The sequence below is a fragment of the Pseudochrobactrum sp. AO18b genome (assembly GCF_000409565.1).
GTDB lineage: Bacteria > Pseudomonadota > Alphaproteobacteria > Rhizobiales > Rhizobiaceae > Pseudochrobactrum > Pseudochrobactrum saccharolyticum.
The window spans coordinates 1-19,693 of record NZ_ANNO01000053.1 but is presented as its reverse complement, the minus strand read 5'-3'; the positions used below and the strand labels follow the sequence as shown (position 1 = coordinate 19,693).

Below are 19,693 nucleotides of genomic sequence, written 5' to 3'. Positions count from 1 at the left end.
GGCCTGCCAAACCGGTCGAAGTGAAGCTGATGGATGTCGGCGGGGCTTTGTCGCTCGTACAGCCTGCGCTTGAACTTTATGCCGAGCGCAATCCGGATAAGGTTTCCCGTATTGTGTTCCTGAAAGCACCGGTGACGGAGCTCGCCGGTAAACTCAAAGTGCAGCAAAAGAGTAACCGCGTTGATATTGATCTTGTGCTGACCGGCAGTGACGGACTGGCAGCCGGTCTGGTAGAAGATACATGGATGCAAATCCTGCCGGAATTTAACGAAACTTTCCCTGATATTGAGGCCAATTACGAGCCTGCAGCCCTGAACCTGCATAAAATTCAGGGTGCCGGTTACGGTGTGGTTGTCACCTATTACCCTTCGGGGCCCCTGCTCGAATATGCACCGGAGCGTGTGGCAAAAGCACCGGAAAGCGCTGAAGAACTGCTGGCCTGGGCAAAAGAAAATCCGGGACGTTTCCTCTATGCCCGTCCGACAAATTCAGGCCCTGCCCGCACCTTCATGATGGGGCTGCCTTATATTCTCGGTGATAAAGACCCGACCGATCCGATCAACGGCTGGGAGAAGACATGGAACTATCTCGCGGAACTCGGCGATTATATTGATTATTATCCGGCGGGTACCGGCGCAACGATGAAAGAATTCGGCGAAGGTTCACGCGATATTATCGTGACCACCACCGGCTGGGACATTAATCCGCGCGCAGTCGGCATTGTGCCGGAAACAGCCAAAATCTCCACACTGAAAGGTTTCCACTGGGTTTCTGATGCCTTCTTCATGTGCATTCCGAAAGGCGTGAAAGAGGATGTTCTGGCGGTGACGCTGGATATTATGGCCTTCCTGCTCACACCGGAAGCACAGGCCTTTGCCTATAATGAAGGCTCGCTCTATCCGGGACCTGCGGTGAAAAATGTGCCGCTATCCATGGCACCGCAGCATAGTCAGGATATTATCAAGCAATTCGGACGTCCTGAATATGATGACCTGATTGCCAATAATCCGATTGAGCTGCCGCTGAAACCGGAAAAAATGGTGCAGGCTTTCCGCAAGTGGGATGAGCTGGTCGGCGCACGCAAATCATAACCATTACACCTTCACCCCCAGACTGCGGAGCCTGCAGCCTTGTGTGTCTATTCGATATACAGCGCTCTAAAGCTCTGCATTTTTTCCGGTTAAAGCGGATAGCATTATGACACAGATCCCGCAGGTTGCTCTTATCGGTGCCGGTTATCGCGGCAATGCCTATGGCGATATCGCGCTGAAAAACCCGCATCTTATGAAATTTGCCGCCGTCTGCGATATCAGACCGGATGCGGTTGCTGCATTTGCCAGCAAGCATGGCATTGCACCGGAAAACTGCTTTTCAGACAGTATCACCATGCTCAACGCGCTCAAAAACATTGATGCAGTTGTCGTCGCTAATCTCGACAAGGATCATGAAGCTGTTGCCGTTGCCGCTCTTGAGCGCAAATTCAATGTGCTGCTGGAAAAGCCGATGGCTTCCACGGTTGAAGCCTGTCAGCGCATGGCGGAAGCCGCCGATCGTAACCAGCGTTTTCTGATGATCTGCCATGTGCTGCGCTACACACCGTTTTTTGCCAAAATCAAAGAGCTGATTGAGAACCGGATTTTCGGGACAGTGCAAAGTATTCGTGCTTCCGAAAATATCGGTTATCATCATCATTCGCATAGTTATGTGCGCGGCAATTTCCGGCGCTTAGAAGACGGCAGTCCACTGATACTGGCGAAATGCAGCCATGATATGGATATTCTGCACTGGCTGACGGATGAAACGCCTTTACGTATTTCCAGTTTCGGCAGCCTGAAACAATTTACTCCGGAGAACGCCCCGCAAGGCGCTGCGGAACGTTGTCTCGATGGCTGTCTGGTGGAAATGACATGCCCCTATTCCGCACGCCGGATTTATCTGGGAGACCATACCGGCTGGCCGGTATCGATGATTTCCGTTGACACCAGTCTTGAGGCACGCACAAAGGCGATCCGTAACGGGCCTTATGGCCGCTGCGTTTATCACAGTGACAATACGGTAGTTGACCGGCAGATTGTCGGTATTGAATTTACCAATAATATTACAGCCAGTTTTGAAGTTCATGCCTTCAACAAGCGCACCGAACGCCATATTCATATCGGCGGCAGCGAGGGAGAACTGACCGGCTGTTTTGAAGACGGCTGTCTGGTGATTAAATTCTTTGATGACCGGCCGGATATCACAATTCAGATTGAAACACTTGCCGGTGATCATATGGGCGGCGATCTGCGATTGATGGAAGATTTCGCCACTGCGCTACGTGCTCCTTATGGACATGAAATCAGAACCGCTGCTCAAAAATCAGTCACAAGTCATCTGATGGCGCTGACTGCAGAACAGGCCAGAGTGAGCAAACAGGTCATTGAGTTGTGAACTCCGCATGTGCTTGATCGCGCGAGGATAATAAATTCAGATCATAATTATCTATGTTACATGAAGCATGTATTCCGGCATTGTATCGTGCGGAATTATTGCGGAGAAAGCATGATGATTTGCAGAGTGATCAGTATCAGCCGGATCAAAAAAGAAGCTGTGCGCTTATCGGTGCTGTTACTGTCGGTTTTCACAATAACTCATTCTGCTCTATCCCAAAATTTACCTCCCTATCAGGAACTGAGTACCAGACACGTATGCGAAGCCACACCCGTGATGACTGCTCCGGGAAAATCCCCTGCCCGTATGCTAAAATCAGGCGAAGAGGTTCGGATAAAGGACGTCACCTTCGGGGCAGATAATCTGCCCTATTTTGCAGTCGACTATACAACAGGAACAGGCCTGCAACGTGCGACAGGTTTTGTGCCTGTAGAAAAAATCAGTAATTTTTGCGGTTTCACTAAACGTTCTGACGGCGGGCACAATTTTCTGGCTCCTCCTAATACCTGTCATCTGATCGCGGTTAAAACAGACACGCTAACAGCTTTAAACAAGCAAGCGGTTGCTCTGAAAGAATATCGCCCGTCCATGGCCGCTTACCGATTGGCTGACGGTCAATATGCGCTTTCTCTTGGCCTGCTGAATATTCGGGCGAGCGGGAATATTATGGGGCGCGCCAGTAATCTTCCTGAAAACAGCGAATGCTCAACTGGAACCGAATTCATTGAAGCATTAGTAAAAAATGAAAAGGAATTTTCAGACGGAGAATACGGAAATTTTGCATCCGCCTCTGAACGTCTTGCCGCCGCCCGCAATTTGATGGGACAGGCAGGAAATGCGACTGATCTTAAGAAAGCCTGCGATCTGGGTTTGAACGAAGCCTGCAGCCGTTATGCTGAAGCGATCTACAATATAGAAGATCCGGACGGCACTTTACCCGCAAAGGTTACACATTACGCTCTGATGGGCTGTATGGGGGGAGACATACGCGGCTGTCAGCTGGCGATCAACCGCTCAGACAATACATTGGAGAATGCGCAGTTTCGCGCGGTCGAGGGCGGCACCGGCAATGCTGAAGATCTTGTACTGCCTGAACTTGCCAAGCCGGGCTGCGACGCACGTCAGGCTGTGAGCTGCATTCTGCTTGCCCGCGGCACCGCAACTTATACAAAGCCTACGCTTGCAGAGGCCGCATCAAACTTTACCGCGAAACTCACAGCATGCAGATCCGGTATTGCATGGGCTTGTGAAGAAGTTCCTGATGCCTTCGGATATGTCGTGCAAGCCCGTGGTGAATATACATCTGCAACAGCCGACGAGAATTATTCACTCGGATCATTGACCGAAGAAATTTGTACGCCCGGCCCGCCACAACCCAATAGTGTGCACTGTAAACCTGCTTATTATAAATATCGAGATTTTCTGCAGGCAAACAAAACGCCGCCACTCACGGATACAAGAATTGCAAAAGCAAAAGGTTTGCTTGAACGCGGCTGTATCGCGGGAGATCCGGCGGCCTGTGCAGTACAAACCAAACTAGCTGATCACTGGTCTGCTGAAGACCGGAATATAGCAGCTGCCAGAGCAACTAAGTTGTGTGCCGGACAGTCTGACAAGGACAGCATTTGTGACAGTCTTAGTGTTGCGCTTGATCCAAATCTCGAAACGGCAAAACCTGCCCAGCGCACACTCTACGATACGCTTGTTATGACATGCATGACAGACAAAACGTCCAACGGTCCGCAGGCGTGCAGCTCTGCGATATCTGCCTATGCTTCTCTGGAAAGCACGGATCAGGTACACAGTATTGAAACGATGCTGGCGAATGCGTGTAATAATGAAAATATCAATGGCTGTCAGACATTAGCATCGCTTATAGCTACAAAAGCGCAAAATAATCCGGAGATAAATCAGTCACCTGAAGAGGACAAAAACGTCACTCTGTTGTCCGTGCTGCGTACCGGTTGTCGCTTTGATGACAACCCTGCCAGTACTTGCCTCTCACTGGCGAATGCTCTGGATTCCGCCGGTGAAGTTAACGCCGCGATGGATGTCTACACCAAAGCGTGCGGATATCAGGCTACTCACGCCAGCGAAAAACTTGCGGATGTGCGTATTTGCTATGATGCGGCCAAATTCGCATTAAGTCAGAAGACCCGCTATGCCGATGCACTGCAATGGTCGGAATTTGCCTGTAATTCTGCAGATTTGGGGCTGTCACCTTATGCATGCAAACTGGCAGGAAATATCTATACCTCAGGACTTGGTACAGAAGCAGATTTACAAAAAGCCGCTATAGCCTATCGGAACGGATGTTTTCATCCTTACGTGAAGACGACAGATGGCGAGGCCTGCCTCAAATACGGAAATATGTTGCTGGAGGCACATGATAACCCTGACAGCGCAGCCTCTGTAACACCTGAAAATTTGCAAAACTCAGGTGACATGATATCAGAAGCTTCCAGAGCCTATGACATGGGCTGCATGGACAATATTGAGCAGGCTTGTCAGGCAAACCGGAAATTGCTGACCGACTGGAGCAAGGGACTATATTCCCATAACCGCGTGCAGTGCCGCGTTGAGGATGACCGTGGGTCTGTCTATTCCGACAAGATATGCCGTGAATTTTCATTTTATCAAGCTGCCGGTCAACTCAAAGAAGAGCGCCGTCAGATCAGGCTCGGAGTCTATGTATGGCCCGATGGTGACCGCAGCGTCGTCTATCAAAGAGATGGTACGTGGTTACTCAACGAGGTAACAACAGCCGGACTTCGCCATGTCGATGCAACAAAATGCTGGCGCAATCCGGTTTCAAAACGAAGCTTCTGTGTCAGTCCCCTTCAGGAATGAGGGTTTTCGTTTTTGCCCGAGGTAAACTTCACAGAGAACACCGCTTCAGCTCCCGAACACAGACCAGCCCATACGGCGGCACAGGATTTCCAAAGCGCGTGTGCCAAGCAGCGAGTTGCCGTGCTGGTTCAGCCCCGGCGACCACACAGCAATGGATGAAATACCGGGAACGATAGCGAGAATACCGCCACCGACACCGCTTTTGGCTGGCACGCCGACACGGAATGCAAAGTCGCCGGAGCCGTCATAGTGACCACAGGTCATCATCAGCGCATTGATACGCAAGGCACGTTCCACACAGACAATACGGTGATTACTGACAGGATTGCGGCCGGATGCAGAAAGAAACAGCCCTGCCCGCGCCAGCTGCTCACAGGACATCGCCAAGGCACATTGGTGGTGATACACGCCCAGTACATGAGGCGGCAGATTGTCGAGATTTTTATTAGCTTTCAATAAATTGGCCAGCGCCGCATTATTGAAGCCGGTACGGTCTTCTGCTTTTGCCACCACTTCATCAATATAAATATCGTCGTCTTCAGCGATGGATTGCACAAAACGTACAATCTCGCCGATCGTTTCACGCGGCTGATGCGAGCTCAGCAAAATATCCGAGACAACAATGGCACCGGCATTGATGAACGGGTTGCGCGGCAGTCCTTTTTCCAGCTCAAGCAAGACACTGGAGTTAAAAGGATCGCCCGAAGGCTCGCGGCCGACACGCTGCCAAATGCCATCCCCTCTTTTGCCCAGAGCCAGCGCCAGAGCAAACACTTTGGAAATACTTTGGATAGAGAATTTTTCCTGAGCGTCACCTGCAGAAATCAATGTGCCGTCATGAAGCATAATGGATATGCCGAATTTCGCGGGATCAACCTGTGCAAGAGGCGGAATATAATCAGCGACTTTGCCACGGATACCGGTATCTTTGATTTCAGCCTCGATTTCATCGAGTACGGCACGCAAACGCTGTTTCAACTATTTTACACCTTTGAGATACCGCTATTGCGTAACCAACAGTCATGAAAGCAGCGGTGACCGGTTTACACCGCATCACCGCCTGCTTGTGAGCCAGAATGGCTAAACAATGCCAGCCAGTCTGTCCATTCTCAAATGCGCGATCTTTTAACGTTTAACGTCAAAATTGCGGGTTTCCGGCATCATAAACATTGCCACAAGCGAAATCACACTGGTTGCAACCACATAATAAGCCGGTGCCACAGCACCAAAAATGCCGATCAGCCATGTGATAATAAACTGTGTGGTACCGCCAAACAATGTCGCACCGATCGCATAGATCAGGGAAACGCCGGTGGCACGCAGAGCAATCGGCATCATCTCAGGGATTGCCACAAGGCTTGCAGCACCTGTCATCGAGGTGAGCAGTGTAATCGCAGCGGTTACAATCAGCAGCACAGTCGCATCTTTAGATTCCGACAGCCAGAAGAACAGCGGAATAATAACGATCATCAGCACGATACGAGGCCAGATCATCACGCCTTTACGGCCGTATTTATCAGCAAGATAACCGGCAACGAGGGCGAAAATGAATGTCATCGTACCGCCGAGCACTGTACCGGCCTGCGCAAGTGTTGCCGGCAGTTTCAGGGTCTGAATGGCATAGGTGGTCATATAGTTACCTACCTGTGTCGACACGGTGGTCGAGATCATCACCAGAATACCCAGCACCAGAAAACGTGTGTGATCGGAGAAAACCGAAGTCACAATCTGCGTGCCGGTTTTATCGCTCGGCTTTTCCAGAGTTTCCGGCAAAGCGCGGCGGATATAAAGCGCGATCGGAATAAGTGCCAGCGAGACGAGGAACGGAATACGCCAACCCCATGACACCAGATCTTCATGCGGCAGATACCATGACACCAGCACGCCCATCAGACCACCGGCAACAACGGCGATACCCTGACTGGCAATCTGCCAGCTGGCATAAAGGCCGCGCTTGTCACGCGGTGCAGCTTCAATAAGCATAGCCGATGCCGGTCCGACTTCACCGCCAAGTGCCAGCCCCTGCAACAGGCGGCACAGCAAAACGATAATCGGCGCGGCAATGCCAATCGTTTCATAGCTCGGCGTTGCAGCCAGACCCAATGTACCGACAGTAATCAGCGTCACAGTCAGGATCATTGCAGCACGGCGCCCTGCCTTATCCGCGAAAGCACCAATCAGAACGCCGCCAAGCGGACGGGTGAAAAAGCCCACACCGAAAACCGCAACCGAGGCCAGAAGGCTTGCTGTTTCACTGCCGAGCGGGAAGAATGTCTGCCCGATATAAACCGCGAAAAACGAATAGACGATAAAATCGTAAAATTCGAGAGCGTTACCGGCAACGGCCGCAGCAATTGCCTTGACCGGGGGTTTTTCAGACTGGCCGGACAGATCGTCCGAAGCCGTATGCGGCGCGTGCATAACAGAAGCGCTCATGGTTATCCTCCAACAGATATAATAGTTTTAGTCTTTACGGCCTGTGGTGCCGTTCAGAAATTCCTCCGTCAAGGCCACCCAATAGGCGGCTCCCTCAACGATATTCGCGTCATTAAAATCGAAGCCGTCATTATGCAGCGCACGGCTCACAGGGCCCGGCTGATCGCCGTTTCCGAGGAAAATATAAGAACCCGGACGTTTTTCGAGCATGAAGGCGAAATCTTCACTGCCGGTCATCGGGGTGGTCTGGGCAACAAAATTACCTTCAGCGGCAAAGCGTTGACCGACCTCACGTGCAAACTCAGTTTCTTCAGTGGAATTCTGCAAGGCAGGATAGCCGCGAACATAATCAATATCGGCTTTAACGCCGAAACTCTGTGCCTGCGTGGCGACCAGATCACGAATACGGTCTTCAAGCAGATCGCGGACTTCCGGCTTGAAACAGCGCACTGTCAGTTCGATCTGTGCAGTCTCAGGAATAACATTATTCGCCATACCTGCCTGCATAACACCGACAGTAACAACAGCCGCATCCAGCGGATTAATATTGCGGGCAACTACAGTCTGCAAGGCCACAACGATGGCAGCGGTTGCAACAATCGGATCGGCAGTTGTGTGCGGCTGCGCACCATGACCGCCACGACCGGTGATCTTGATGGAAACACTGTCGGACGATGCCATCATTGCACCATCATAAAATTGCAGCTGCCCTTGCGGCGATCCCGGCATATTGTGGATACCGAAAACGGCATCGCACGGGAACTTTTCAAACAAGCCATCAGCAACCATACGGGCTGCACCGCTATCAGGGCGACCATATTCTTCAGCAGGCTGGAAGATCAGATTCACAGTACCGTTGAAATTGCGGCGCTCGGCCAGCGCTTTTGCAGCAGCGAGTAACATTGTTGTGTGACCGTCATGTCCGCAGGCATGCATCACACCACTATTGACGCTGGCATAAGGCAGACCGGTTGCTTCTAAAATCGGCAGCGCATCCATATCCGCACGCAGACCAATGGCCGCTGAGCCGTCACCGCTGCGCAACTGGCCGACAATACCGGTCGTGCCTATATTGCGCTCAACCTTATAGCCCCATTTTTCCAGCAGATCAGCGACAATGCCACCGGTTCTGATTTCGTTAAATGCCAGTTCAGGGTGCTGGTGCAGATCACGCCTCAACGCAACAAACTCCTCAACATCGCGCTCAATCAGCGTTCTGATGTTTTTCATGACTCCACCCTCCTAAACTTAGAAACCATTACCAATGTTAGCTACGAGGTGCATTTTCATTTGTCCAATGCATAGTAAATTTGATAACCATGCATAATACGCATACCAATTTAGGAAAGTTTCATGAACATTCAGCAATTACGACATTTTATTGCGCTTGCTGAGAAAGGCTCTTTCACACGGGCAGCGGAACATGCGCATCTCACCCAACCGGCACTGTCGCGCAGCATTGCGCAACTGGAAGCCGAGCTGGGGATGAAGCTGGTTGATAGAATCGGCAAGCGCTGTGAAGTCACGGCTTTTGGCAATGTAGTGCTCGACCATGCACGCCGCGTATTGTTCGAAACAGAAGAACTCCATCGTGTGGTCAAACAACAGCATGAAGGCAGTGCGGGAAGGATCAGGATCGGGCTTGGATCAACACCTAGCGCCCTGCTCACAGCGCCGCTTCTGAGCCGGTTTTCCACCACCAATCCGTCTTTGCATATTCTGCTGATGCGCGGTTCCATTCCGCTGCAGGTACAGGCATTGCGGGAGAGGACACTGGACATGCTGGTCGTGGAGATCAGAGGCGTAACGATAACCGCAGACCTGCATATTGAAATGCTGCCGGCATTGCGCACAGGTTTTCTGGTCAGCCAGGGGCACCCCATACTGCAAAATCAACGAGTGAAGTTTTCAGACTTACGGCCATGGCCGCTGGCAACCACCATTCTCGCGCCGGAGCAGATACGCAATATGGTCGCGATTTACGGGCCGGAAGCCCATCCGGATGAGAGTGTCACCTTCCACTCCGATGCGATTGACGGGTTGCTTCAGACCACATTGAGCAGTCAGACCATTTATTACGGCGTTATCGCACCGGCACATGAGCTGATAACATCAGGACAATTGGTGGAAGTTCCTGTGCGTCCGGTTTCAGACACGTCGCAATTCGCCATCATTCGCCTGTCCGGTCGTTCACAGCCGCCGATGTTCCCCATTCTGCGCAATCTCATTCGCGAGAGAATGGAAGAATGGAGCGCGATCTGACGGCTTTACCACCATCAGCAGCTCCGGTTCTTGACCATGCGCTTATTATTCTCCAGTAACAACACATACAGACAGTGCCGGAGCATCCCGTGAAAACCATTGCAATTGATTTTGAAACTGCCAATGAACAACGCGGTAGCGCCTGTTCTGTTGGTCTGGCATGGATTGAAAATGATCAGGTCGTGCGCGTCGAAGAACGCTTCATTCGCCCGAAAGATATGCGTTTTTCCTCTTTCAACATTGCCATCCACGGCATTCGTCCGGAACATGTGGAAAATGCCGGAGAGTTTCCGGAAGTGATGGATGAATTCGCCGATGATTTTACGGGAGCAACAATGATTGCTCATAATGCTGCTTTTGATTTCAGTGTCTGGCGTGCATCTCTGGATTTATACCGGCAGAACTATCCTGAATTTCAGTATCTGTGTTCCGTCAAAATGGCACAAAAAGTCTGGCCGCAATTGCCGTCACACAAGCTGAATATTCTGGCTGATTATCTTGGCCTGAGCTTTCATCATCATAATGCTGCGGAAGATGCTGCGATCTGTGCTCAGGCAACAATCGCTATGGCGCATTCTGTGGGCGCTACCACATTGGCAGAGGTGCCGCGCATGATCGGAATGCGCCCCGGTCGTCTCTTTGCCAACGGATATGAGGCCTGCACCAGCCGCAGGAAATAATAATAGGAGTGCAGATAAAAAGGTGGCGAACCACCTTTTTATCTCTCAGATACGTTTCACAAGAGCGTGCTGCATGTAATCTGACCCACTGCACCCGCTCTATTTCTTTGTTTTAACGCATGTCTTTATCCCAAAACCAGTGCCCACTTTTGGGAGACATGCTTTAGCTATTACCACCGGCAGCCAGATAACGTTCAGCCAGTCGTGCCCAGAGGGCAGAACCAACCGGCAGATTTGCATCATTGAAGTTATATTTCGGATTATGCAGCACGGCTGAATCCACACCATTGCCAAGACGCAGGAAACTGCCCGGCTTGTGCTGGAGGAAATAAGAGAAATCCTCGCTGCCCGGGATCAACGGACAGGTTGAAACCTTGGCATCACCGATCAGCTCACGCGCAACTTCCGTCGCAAAAGCGGTTTCCGCATCGGAATTGACCACCACCGGATAACCCAGTTCATATTTGATCTCAGCTGTCGCGCCATAGGCTGCCACATGCTGCTCAGTCAGTTCGCAAACGCGCTTTTGCAACAACTCACGTACAACCGGTGAGAAAGAGCGGATGCTCACAGCCAGATCAACATCATCAGGAATAACATTGGATGCTTCGCCGCCGTGAATAGTGCCGACAGTGATCACCGCTGTTTCAGTCGGATCGACATTGCGGGCAACCACAGTTTGCAAAGCCATCACCAGACTGCAGGCGACCATCACCGGATCAACGGTCAGATGCGGGCGGGAGGCGTGACCGCCTTTGCCGATGACTTTAATATAAGCCGTATCAGCCGCGGCCATCATCGGGCCGGAACGGGTGAGAATAGTACCTTCCGGCGCACCCGGATGATTGTGCAGGCCGAAAATCGCATCGCACGGGAAGCGCTCGAACAGACCATCCGCGATCATTGCCTGTGCACCGCTGATTTCACCGGCTTCTTCTGCCGGCTGGAATACCAGTGTGACAGTGCCGTTGAAATTCTTTGTCCGTGCCAAATGTTCAGCCGCGCCAAGCAGCATGGTTGTATGGCCGTCATGACCGCAGGCATGCATTTTACCGGCCACTGTACTTGCATAAGGCAGGCCGGTTTTCTCCAGAATTGGCAGCGCATCCATATCGGCACGGATCGCAACACTGCGACCGCCGGTACCGACAGTCAGCCGGCCGACAACACCGTGACCGCCGACATTGCGGGTAACGTCATAGCCCCAGCCTTCCAGCTTTTCCGCGACATAGGCTGCGGTCTTTTCTTCTTCGAAAGACAATTCAGGATTGGCATGAAGATGATGGCGGATTTCTTCCAATGCGCTGCGGCGTGGTTCAAGATCGGCGATACGGGCGAAATTATCGGACTGTGTCATGGTCATCTCCCGTCCTCATAACGGGATCTCCTGTAATATTTATCGGCAGGCATGCTGCATTGCGGTCAGAGACTCAAACTACTGTATCATATATACAAAACACGCCGGTTTTGTCTCCGGCGTGTTGTTTTTTATCAGATAAAACGGCTGAGGAAGCTGCGGGTACGCGGATGCTGAGGATTTTCGATCACCTCTTCCGGTGTGCCCTCTTCAACCACCTTGCCGCCATCCATGAAGATCACACGGTCTGCGGCTTCACGGGCAAAGCCGATTTCGTGGGTGACCACGATCATCGTCTGCCCCTGATCGGCGAGACTGCGCATGGTTGTCAGCACCTCACCCACCAGTTCCGGATCAAGCGCGGAAGTCGGCTCATCAAACAGGATGAGTTTCGGCTTCACAGCCAGTGCACGGGCAATTGCCACGCGCTGTTGCTGCCCGCCGGAAAGCTGGCGCGGATAGGCATTGATCTTATGTGACATACCGACTTTCGACAGCAGGTCTTTTGCCGTCTCAATAGCCTCGCTTTTGCTGCGGCCATGAACACCGACCGGCGCCTCAATCACATTCTGCAAAACAGTCATATGCGGATAGAGGTTAAACTGCTGGAACACCATACCGATCTGGCTGCGCTGTTTGGCGATAGCACGGTCTGACAATGGCAGCAGGCGGTCATTTTTATACTTATAACCGATCTGCTGCTCATCGACAAAAATCGAACCTTTGTCGATGGTTTCAAGCCGGTTGATGCAACGCAGGAAGGTGGATTTGCCCGAGCCGGAAGGCCCGAGGATAACCACAACCTCACCGGAGCGCACTTCCAGATCAATGCCGCGCAGCACTTCAATACCGTGAAACGCCTTGTGCACATTATGAGCATGAACAAGAGGTTTTTGCATATTGGCGGTCTTATCCATCATGCATTCTCCTGTATCTGAACCGGCGCTTCGTCTTTGACCGCATCACCGCGTTCACCACGATTGTAATGACGTTCAATCGCACTCTGTCCGATATTCAGCACGGAAGTGATCAGCAAATACCATACAACCGCCACCAGCAGCATCGGGATAACCTCGAATGTGCGGTTATAGATCGACTGAACGGAATAAAGCAGATCAGCCATGGCGATAACACTGACAAGTGATGTCGCTTTAATCATACTGATCAGCTGGTTCCCTGTCGGCGGCACGATAGAACGCATGGCCTGCGGGATAATGATACGGCGCAATGCGCGTGCCCGTGTCATACCAAAAGCGGCTGCGGTTTCGCCCTGTCCTTTATCAACAGACAACAGGCCGCCACGGATAATCTCCGCCATATAGGCTGCTTCATTCAGCGCCAGACCAACAATCGCAGCGGTCAGCGGTGTGATGAGGTCGTTGGTATTCCAGCTGACAAGTGTCGGGCCGAACGGGATAGCCAGCGAGATTTTCGGAAACAATGTTGAAAGATTGTACCAAAAGATCAACTGCACCAGCAGCGGCGTACCGCGGAAGAACCAGATGAACAGATTGGACAGCGAGCTTGCCAGCCTGTCCTGCGACATGCGGGCAATTGCCAGAATAAGGCCAAGTGCAACACCGATAATCATCGCCACAACGGTCAGGCTGAGGGTGATATACAGCCCTTCCATCACCGTGGAATCAAAGAAATAAGCGGCAACGACCGGCCAGCCGAAATTCGGATTATTGGCGACAATAATACCGAAATCCAATGCCACACCAAGAACAACAGCCCACAGGATCACACGTTTCAGCGGAAAGGGTGCGCGCGCACGGGCGACGTCGAAACGTTCGACATCACCCACGGCTGCGCCTGAACCACGCAACTCACTCATTGCGCGGTCTTTCCGGCGAGATTGATACCGGCTTTATCAATCATGTTCTTTTCCAGACCCCATTTTTTCATGATCATGGCATAGGTGCCGTTGTCGATCAGCATCTGGATACCGTCACGGAATACTTCGCTCAGCGGGGAGTCTTTTGGCAGAACTGCGCCCTGATACAGGTCATCAAAGCCGTTTTTCTGGCCGGTTGCAGCCAGTTCCAGCTGGCCATTGGACTGCTGAACAAAATAGGTCAGAGGTGCCTGTGATGAGAAGAACGCATCGGCGCGGTTTGAGCGCACAGCCAGAATGGAGCTTGGCTGGTCATTATAAGACTGCACTTCAATCGGCTTGCCGTCCGCGGTGCATTTCTCATTCTGCTCCTTGATCACTTTTTCAGCCGAGCCGCCTGCCATTACAGCAATGCGTTTGCCGCAGGCTGTATCCAGCGATGTGATGCCTTCCGGATTGCCGTGCTTTACAGCGAAAACCACATATTCACGCACCCAGTCGACAAAATCATTGGCGCCCTGACGGGACGGGAAGTCACCGTTCGGCCCAAAGCCAAGCTGGTAACGTCCGGCAGAAATACCGCTCAGAACCGATGGCAGACCGCTGACTGTCGAATGGGTGATTTTAATACCGAGCAGCTGACCGAGTGCATCGGTCATGTCCGTCGCAGCGCCGTTCACGTCCTTACCATTGATGATCTGGTAAGGAGGGAAGGAACCGGAATTCACATCATTAATAACACCGGCCTTGATGATGTCTTCCGGCAGACGGGCGCGCAGCGCCTCATTCAATGTCTGCTCCGGAATTTTCACATCCTCGGCCAAAGCCTGTTGTGCAAAAACGCTGCCAAATACAGCAGCTGCCAGTATAGTTTTTTTCATCTCACTCTCCCAATAGTTCAGAGCATTTCCAGCTTATCTTCCATGACAGGAAATGCTCTGTCTGTTTGTTTTTACGCGTATCTTATCCGAAAACCGCTTCGCACTTTTCGGGATACGCTTTGGCTGGCGCAATCACGCCTTATTGGCATAAAACGGAAACAGTTCTTCAACGCTCAGTTTGCGCTGCAAAATACCCTGCAAATGCAATTCCTCAGCGAAATCATTGATCATCGCCTCATTGGCAGCGATACCGCTGACATTCCAGTTTTCCGGCAAATCCTGTGCGCATTTCAGCAATTCATCGAGCATCCATGGTGTGGTTTCCGCATATTTGCGGCGCTTTGCTGTCCACACACGCTGGCTTTCATCCAGAAGATCGCTCAGTTCCTGCGCCACCCACGGATGTTCTGCCAGAATTTCCGGCTTGATACCCATCAAATGCATGCCCGGCACGTAACCGACATCATTATAATAGGCCAGCTCCACATTGCGGAAATCGGCCAGCACCTGACGGAAACCGGAGTTTTTGCCAAAATAACCGTCCGGCATAAAGGGTGTGAATACCGCATCCAGCACACCTTCGCGCAGGGCATCCATCATCGGCTGCTCGCCCGGCATGGCTTCAATCCGGCCAGCACGGCCAAAACCGTCCAGACGATCTGTAACCGGATGTGCTTCTGTCAAGCGGCCTGCATACCAATAGGCATCCTCAACCCCGATGCCATGACGGCGCAGTGCCGCACGTGTCCATGTATTGCCGGAATCGCGCCAGCCGGTGACGCCGATTTTCTTGTCTTTCAGCTGTTCAAAACCGGTAATACCGCTGTCTGTACTGGTGATGATGCAACGATGACGGAAACCGCGCATGATGAAATTCGGAATGCCGGTAATGCTGGTATCGCCCTCATCACGCAAAGAAACGTAACGGCTGAATGACATTTCGGACGCTTCATGAGCCTCATCTTCTCCCGGATGAGAAACCAGCGTGCCCACACGATCTACAATCACATCAAGCTTTTCAGAACGCACATCGCCCAAAGCCAGCGGTGTCAGATAATCCCAGTCACGCACAGCGATACGCAATTTAACCGGCATAAATATTCCCTCAAAATTTCCTCTGTACAAATGAAGTTAAATGTTCAAATTGAACCGATCAAACGTTATTATGTTACTGAACATTAAATCGGATAAATAGTTATGGTGCCTGATTTCTCCAGCGAGTGGTTTGCCCGCCACCTTGAAGACCGCACAATGCGCGGCATTGCCCGCGACATGGCAGGATTAATCAGACGCGGTGCTTTGCCGGTCGGCACTAAATTACCGCCGATCCGCGATCTGGCTTATGTTCTGGGGATCAGCCCCGCCACCATCTCCGAGGCCTTGAGCGAATTGCGTAAGCTCAAAATTATCAATGGCAAAGGCCGCAACGGCACATGGGTCAGCGGCGATCATTTTGCAGCAAAACCGGCACGATTGATGAGCTTCGGCAATTACAGCGATGATGTGCTGGACCTTTCAATGGCCATACCGGACACAGCTTTACTGCCATCACTGGAACAGGCTTTGCGCCATGGTGCGCAGGCGGAGGGTCTCAACAGCTATCAGCGTGTGCGCATATTACCTGAGCTTGAAGAGGCTGTGCGCCGCGACTGGCCTTATGAGCCGGAAGCCTTTCTGGCCACCAATGGCGGCTATAATGCCACTTATACGCTTATTCATGCCCTTGTAACGCCCGGATCGTCCATCGCCATTGAAGATCCGACAGCCATGCGCCTTCTTGATATTCTTGAAGATTTCGGCGCTAAAATCATTCCGGTCACCTGTGACGATCAGGGCCCGCTCCCCTCTTCTCTGGCATCTGCTCTGGAACAGAAACCTGCCGCGTTTCTGTTTCAGCCACGGGTTCATTCCGTGACCAGCCACTGCATGAGCAAAGAACGGCTGATGGCATTGGGTGATGTTCTGGAAGGGCATGATACACTCATCATTGAAGATGACGGTGTTGCCGATATTGCCATGGCTCCACGGCAGACACTCGGCGCACGTTTTCCTGATCGGGTGGTCCATATTCTGTCTTATTCCAAGACTTTAGGTCCTGATTTGCGTCTGGCAGTTCTCTCCGGCTCCGCCAGTCTTGTTGAACAAATCCAGTCTTATCGCAGCTTCAGTTCCGGCTGGACAAGCCGTATTCTGCAATCGGCAGTGGCATGGCTGCTCAAAGATGAGGCAACGCAACACAGCCTGGAGCAGGCAAAGCGGATTTACCGGCAGCGTGCCAGCCATTTTCAGCAGGCATTGGCCGCTCACGGCAAAAGAATTCCGGACAATCATGGTCTGTGCTGTCTGATGCCGGTGGAATCCGAACAATTTGCCATGATCACACTGGCTGCCCGTAATATTGCTGTCGCACCGGGTTCCAAATTCTCTGTCCGGCCACTGACCGCAGTGCGTATCGCAACCAGCACATTACAGGATCATCAGGTGGAGGATGTCGCGCGTGCCGCATTTCTCGCCGGCAAACCGGCTTAGCACCGGCCGGACTTCGCTATACTCATAAAACCTCTGCTCTCTGACATTCAGCAAAGGTTCATAAAACGTGAACTAACCATTTCCTCATATCGCCGAAATTTGCCATAAATCAGCAAATAATAAGCACCGGCAATTAAGTGTTATTTCGATCGGGAATTGACGAAATGCAACCTATGCAATTTCTGCTTTTCTAAGGAGAGGGATTATGAGTTTTCGTTCTAAACTGCTCGCAACAGTTGTTTTTCCGGCATTCTCGGCTTCCATCATGATGCAGCCTGTTCAGGCAGGCACATCAGAAGCCCCGATCATCCTCGCACAGGAAAACAGCGAACAGCCGGCTGACGATCAGATGCTGCGTCAGCAACAGGCTGAAGAACAACAACGCGCAGCCGAAGAGGAAGCGCGACGGGCAGCTGAAGAGCAGCAAAGAGCTGCTCAGGAAGAAGCTGAGAGACAGGCCGCAGAACAGCAACGTGCCGCCGAGCAACAGCGTGCGGCCGAAGAAGAAGCCAGACGTGCAGCTGAAGAGCAGCAAAAAGCCGCTCAGGAAGAAGCTGAACGACAGGCCGCAGAACAGCAACGTGCCGCCGAGCAACAGCGCGCGGCTGAAGAAGAGGCAAAACGCGCAGCCGAACAGCAGCAGAAAGCCGCTCAGGAAGAAGCTGAACGACAGGCTGCAGAACAGCAACGTGCCGCTGAACAACAGCGTGCCGCCGAAGAAGAGGCAAAACGTGTAGCTGAAGAGCAGCAAAAAGCAGCGCAGGACGAGGCTGCCCGACAGGCAGAAGAACAAAAACAGGCTGCAGAACGGGCACAGCAAGACGCTGCGGAACAGCAGAAAAATGCTGACCAGCAAAAAGCTATAGACGAAGAAGCAGAAAAGCAGGCCAAAGAGGCAGCAGAGCAACCCAAGCCCCAGGAAAGCCCGGAGCCGAAGCCAGCGCCAGAACCAAAGCCTGACCTTAAACCGGAGCCTGCGCCTCAGCCTGCTCCATCCGAAGAAACACCTCCTGCACCAACCGAACAGGAGCCTGTAAAGCAACCGGAAGAACAGCCTGTCCCTCAGACAACACCTGAGCAACCTGCCCCTCTGCCGCCTGTGACGGATGAAAAGCCTCAGGAACAAGAGGCTGAACCGGCCAAACAGCCGGATCAACCGGTGCCGCAACCACAGCCGGAGCAGGAAGTTCAGCAGCCTGAGAACAACCAGCCTGCCGAACCGAAAGCTGAAATTATTGACGAGCGTACACCTGAGCAAAAACAGGAGATTGCCAAAGATCCTGCCAGCACAGATGAAACCATTGTTCTGCCGGTTGAAAACGGAGCCGCCATTCTTGACAGTGATAAGGATGCGGATAATTTCGGCGGCAACCAATCCAGAGAAGAGCGCCGTAAACAGCGTGAGCAACAGCGTGCAGCCGAGGAGCAGAATACGCCTCCGCCTGTGAATGATGCCGCTGCTCAGGTTGAAATTCCGGCCACGATCTCTGAAAACCTGCCGCAGCAGATTGAAGCCAATCTCAAAGAAGAAGGCACGCGCATCAAAGATGCACCAGCCTTTGTGGTTCCGGACACTACAAATATCATCAATAATACGGATGTGAATAATACCGTTATTAACAACACGACAATCAACAATATCACCAATGTGAAAGTCGTTGAGGAAGTTGATAACCGCATCATTCTGGAGACGGGCGACCGCATCTTCGTCCGTGGCGATGATCGTCCCCGCCTGCGTCGTGATGCCGAGCGTTCCTATTATGATGAATTGCCGCGCGGCCGCCTACGTGAAACCATTGTGCGTCCCGGCGGTTATGAGATCGTAACCATCTATGACCGTTACGGTGATATTCTGCAGCGCTCACGTATCGACCGTGACGGCAATGAATATCTGATGATCTATGCACCTGAATATGATGACACTCCGCGTGCGGCGATCTTCGATGTCGGATATGATCTGCCGCCGATGCGGCTGACCATTCCTGTCAGTGACTATATTATTGATGTCGCTGCAGATCCGGAACGTGACTTCTATGACTTCCTTGCTCAGCCGCCTGTAGAACGGGTTGAACGTGTCTACACGATTGATGAAGTCCGTCACTCAGCGCGTCTGCGTGACAAGGTGCGCCGTATCGATCTGGATACAATTCACTTTGCCACCGGCAGTGCCGAGGTTTCACTGTCGCAGGCCAAAACCCTGCGCAAAGTTGCAAGCGCAATGCAAAAAGTGCTCGCCAAAGACCCTGGTGAAACCTTCTTCATTGAAGGGCACACAGACGCTATCGGCTCTGACCGCTCAAATCTCGTGCTGTCCGACCAGCGCGCGGAATCCGTGGCCAGCCTGCTGACAGAAGTCTATGACATTCCGGCAGAAAACCTTGTAACGCAGGGATATGGCGAACGCTTCCTGAAAATCCGCACGCAAGCTGCC

Annotated in this window: 15 protein-coding genes; 7 read left to right on the top strand and 8 right to left on the bottom strand. The window is 52.1% G+C overall.

What is annotated here, in order from left to right; translation table 11 throughout:
• The 3 genes from A918_RS0102575 to A918_RS0102565 form a co-directional block, all read left to right on the top strand.
• Positions 1 to 1,091, top strand: a 1,091-nt coding sequence (locus A918_RS0102575) for an ABC transporter substrate-binding protein (RefSeq protein ID WP_022709543.1), incomplete at its 5' end; no start/stop codon positions are given.
• Between the two features lie 106 nt (positions 1,092 to 1,197).
• Positions 1,198 to 2,430, top strand: a complete 1,233-nt coding sequence (locus tag A918_RS0102570; protein ID WP_022709542.1) for a Gfo/Idh/MocA family protein — start codon at positions 1,198 to 1,200, stop codon at positions 2,428 to 2,430.
• Between the two features lie 60 nt (positions 2,431 to 2,490).
• Complete coding sequence (locus tag A918_RS0102565) at positions 2,491 to 5,280, top strand: hypothetical protein (RefSeq protein WP_156831372.1); 2,790 nt, start codon at positions 2,491 to 2,493, stop codon at positions 5,278 to 5,280.
• A 45-nt stretch (positions 5,281 to 5,325) separates the two neighbouring features.
• Here A918_RS0102565 and A918_RS0102560 read toward each other — a convergent pair whose 3' ends face one another.
• From A918_RS0102560 to A918_RS0102550, 3 genes are all read right to left on the bottom strand, one after another.
• Positions 5,326 to 6,258, bottom strand: a complete 933-nt coding sequence (locus A918_RS0102560) for a glutaminase (protein WP_022709540.1) — start codon at positions 6,256 to 6,258, stop codon at positions 5,326 to 5,328.
• 147 nt (positions 6,259 to 6,405) lie between these two features.
• Complete coding sequence (locus tag A918_RS0102555; RefSeq protein ID WP_022709539.1) at positions 6,406 to 7,716, bottom strand: MFS transporter; 1,311 nt, start codon at positions 7,714 to 7,716, stop codon at positions 6,406 to 6,408.
• A 27-nt stretch (positions 7,717 to 7,743) separates the two neighbouring features.
• Entirely contained in the window at positions 7,744 to 8,946 is a 1,203-nt protein-coding gene (locus A918_RS0102550) for a M20 aminoacylase family protein (protein ID WP_022709538.1), read from the bottom strand.
• A gap of 123 nt (positions 8,947 to 9,069) precedes the next feature.
• Between A918_RS0102550 and A918_RS0102545 the strand changes: the two genes are divergently transcribed.
• Positions 9,070 to 9,978 (top strand): LysR family transcriptional regulator, encoded by a 909-nt coding sequence (locus A918_RS0102545; RefSeq protein ID WP_022709537.1) that lies wholly within the window; start codon positions 9,070 to 9,072, stop codon positions 9,976 to 9,978.
• A gap of 89 nt (positions 9,979 to 10,067) precedes the next feature.
• Positions 10,068 to 10,658: a 3'-5' exonuclease gene (locus A918_RS0102540; protein ID WP_022709536.1), complete on the top strand. Its 591-nt coding sequence runs from the start codon at positions 10,068 to 10,070 to the stop codon at positions 10,656 to 10,658.
• Positions 10,659 to 10,821: 163 nt separating this feature from the next.
• Here A918_RS0102540 and A918_RS0102535 read toward each other — a convergent pair whose 3' ends face one another.
• From A918_RS0102535 to A918_RS0102515, 5 genes are all read right to left on the bottom strand, one after another.
• Positions 10,822 to 12,015 (bottom strand): M20 aminoacylase family protein, encoded by a 1,194-nt coding sequence (locus A918_RS0102535; protein WP_028233281.1) that lies wholly within the window; start codon positions 12,013 to 12,015, stop codon positions 10,822 to 10,824.
• 134 nt (positions 12,016 to 12,149) lie between these two features.
• A complete protein-coding gene (locus tag A918_RS0102530) occupies positions 12,150 to 12,935 on the bottom strand; it encodes an ATP-binding cassette domain-containing protein (protein ID WP_022709534.1) in 786 nt (261 codons plus the stop codon).
• The gene (locus tag A918_RS0102525) at positions 12,932 to 13,852 is read right to left on the bottom strand and encodes an amino acid ABC transporter permease (protein ID WP_022709533.1); all 921 of its coding nucleotides are present in this window, start codon (positions 13,850 to 13,852) and stop codon (positions 12,932 to 12,934) included. Before A918_RS0102525 ends, A918_RS0102530 begins: the two co-directional genes overlap by 4 nt.
• Complete coding sequence (locus A918_RS0102520) at positions 13,849 to 14,733, bottom strand: ABC transporter substrate-binding protein (RefSeq protein ID WP_022709532.1); 885 nt, start codon at positions 14,731 to 14,733, stop codon at positions 13,849 to 13,851. The genes A918_RS0102525 and A918_RS0102520 overlap by 4 nt, the downstream gene beginning before the upstream one ends.
• Before the next feature lie 132 nt (positions 14,734 to 14,865).
• Positions 14,866 to 15,828, bottom strand: a complete 963-nt coding sequence (locus A918_RS0102515; protein WP_022709531.1) for a nitrate ABC transporter substrate-binding protein — start codon at positions 15,826 to 15,828, stop codon at positions 14,866 to 14,868.
• A 102-nt stretch (positions 15,829 to 15,930) separates the two neighbouring features.
• On the opposite strand from A918_RS0102515, the gene A918_RS0102510 reads away from it, so the two are divergent.
• Together A918_RS0102510 and A918_RS0102505 are read left to right on the top strand one after the other, a co-directional pair.
• Entirely contained in the window at positions 15,931 to 17,262 is a 1,332-nt protein-coding gene (locus A918_RS0102510; protein WP_022709530.1) for a PLP-dependent aminotransferase family protein, read from the top strand.
• 205 nt (positions 17,263 to 17,467) lie between these two features.
• Positions 17,468 to 19,693, top strand: a 2,226-nt coding sequence (locus A918_RS0102505) for an OmpA family protein (protein ID WP_022709529.1), incomplete at its 3' end; no start/stop codon positions are given.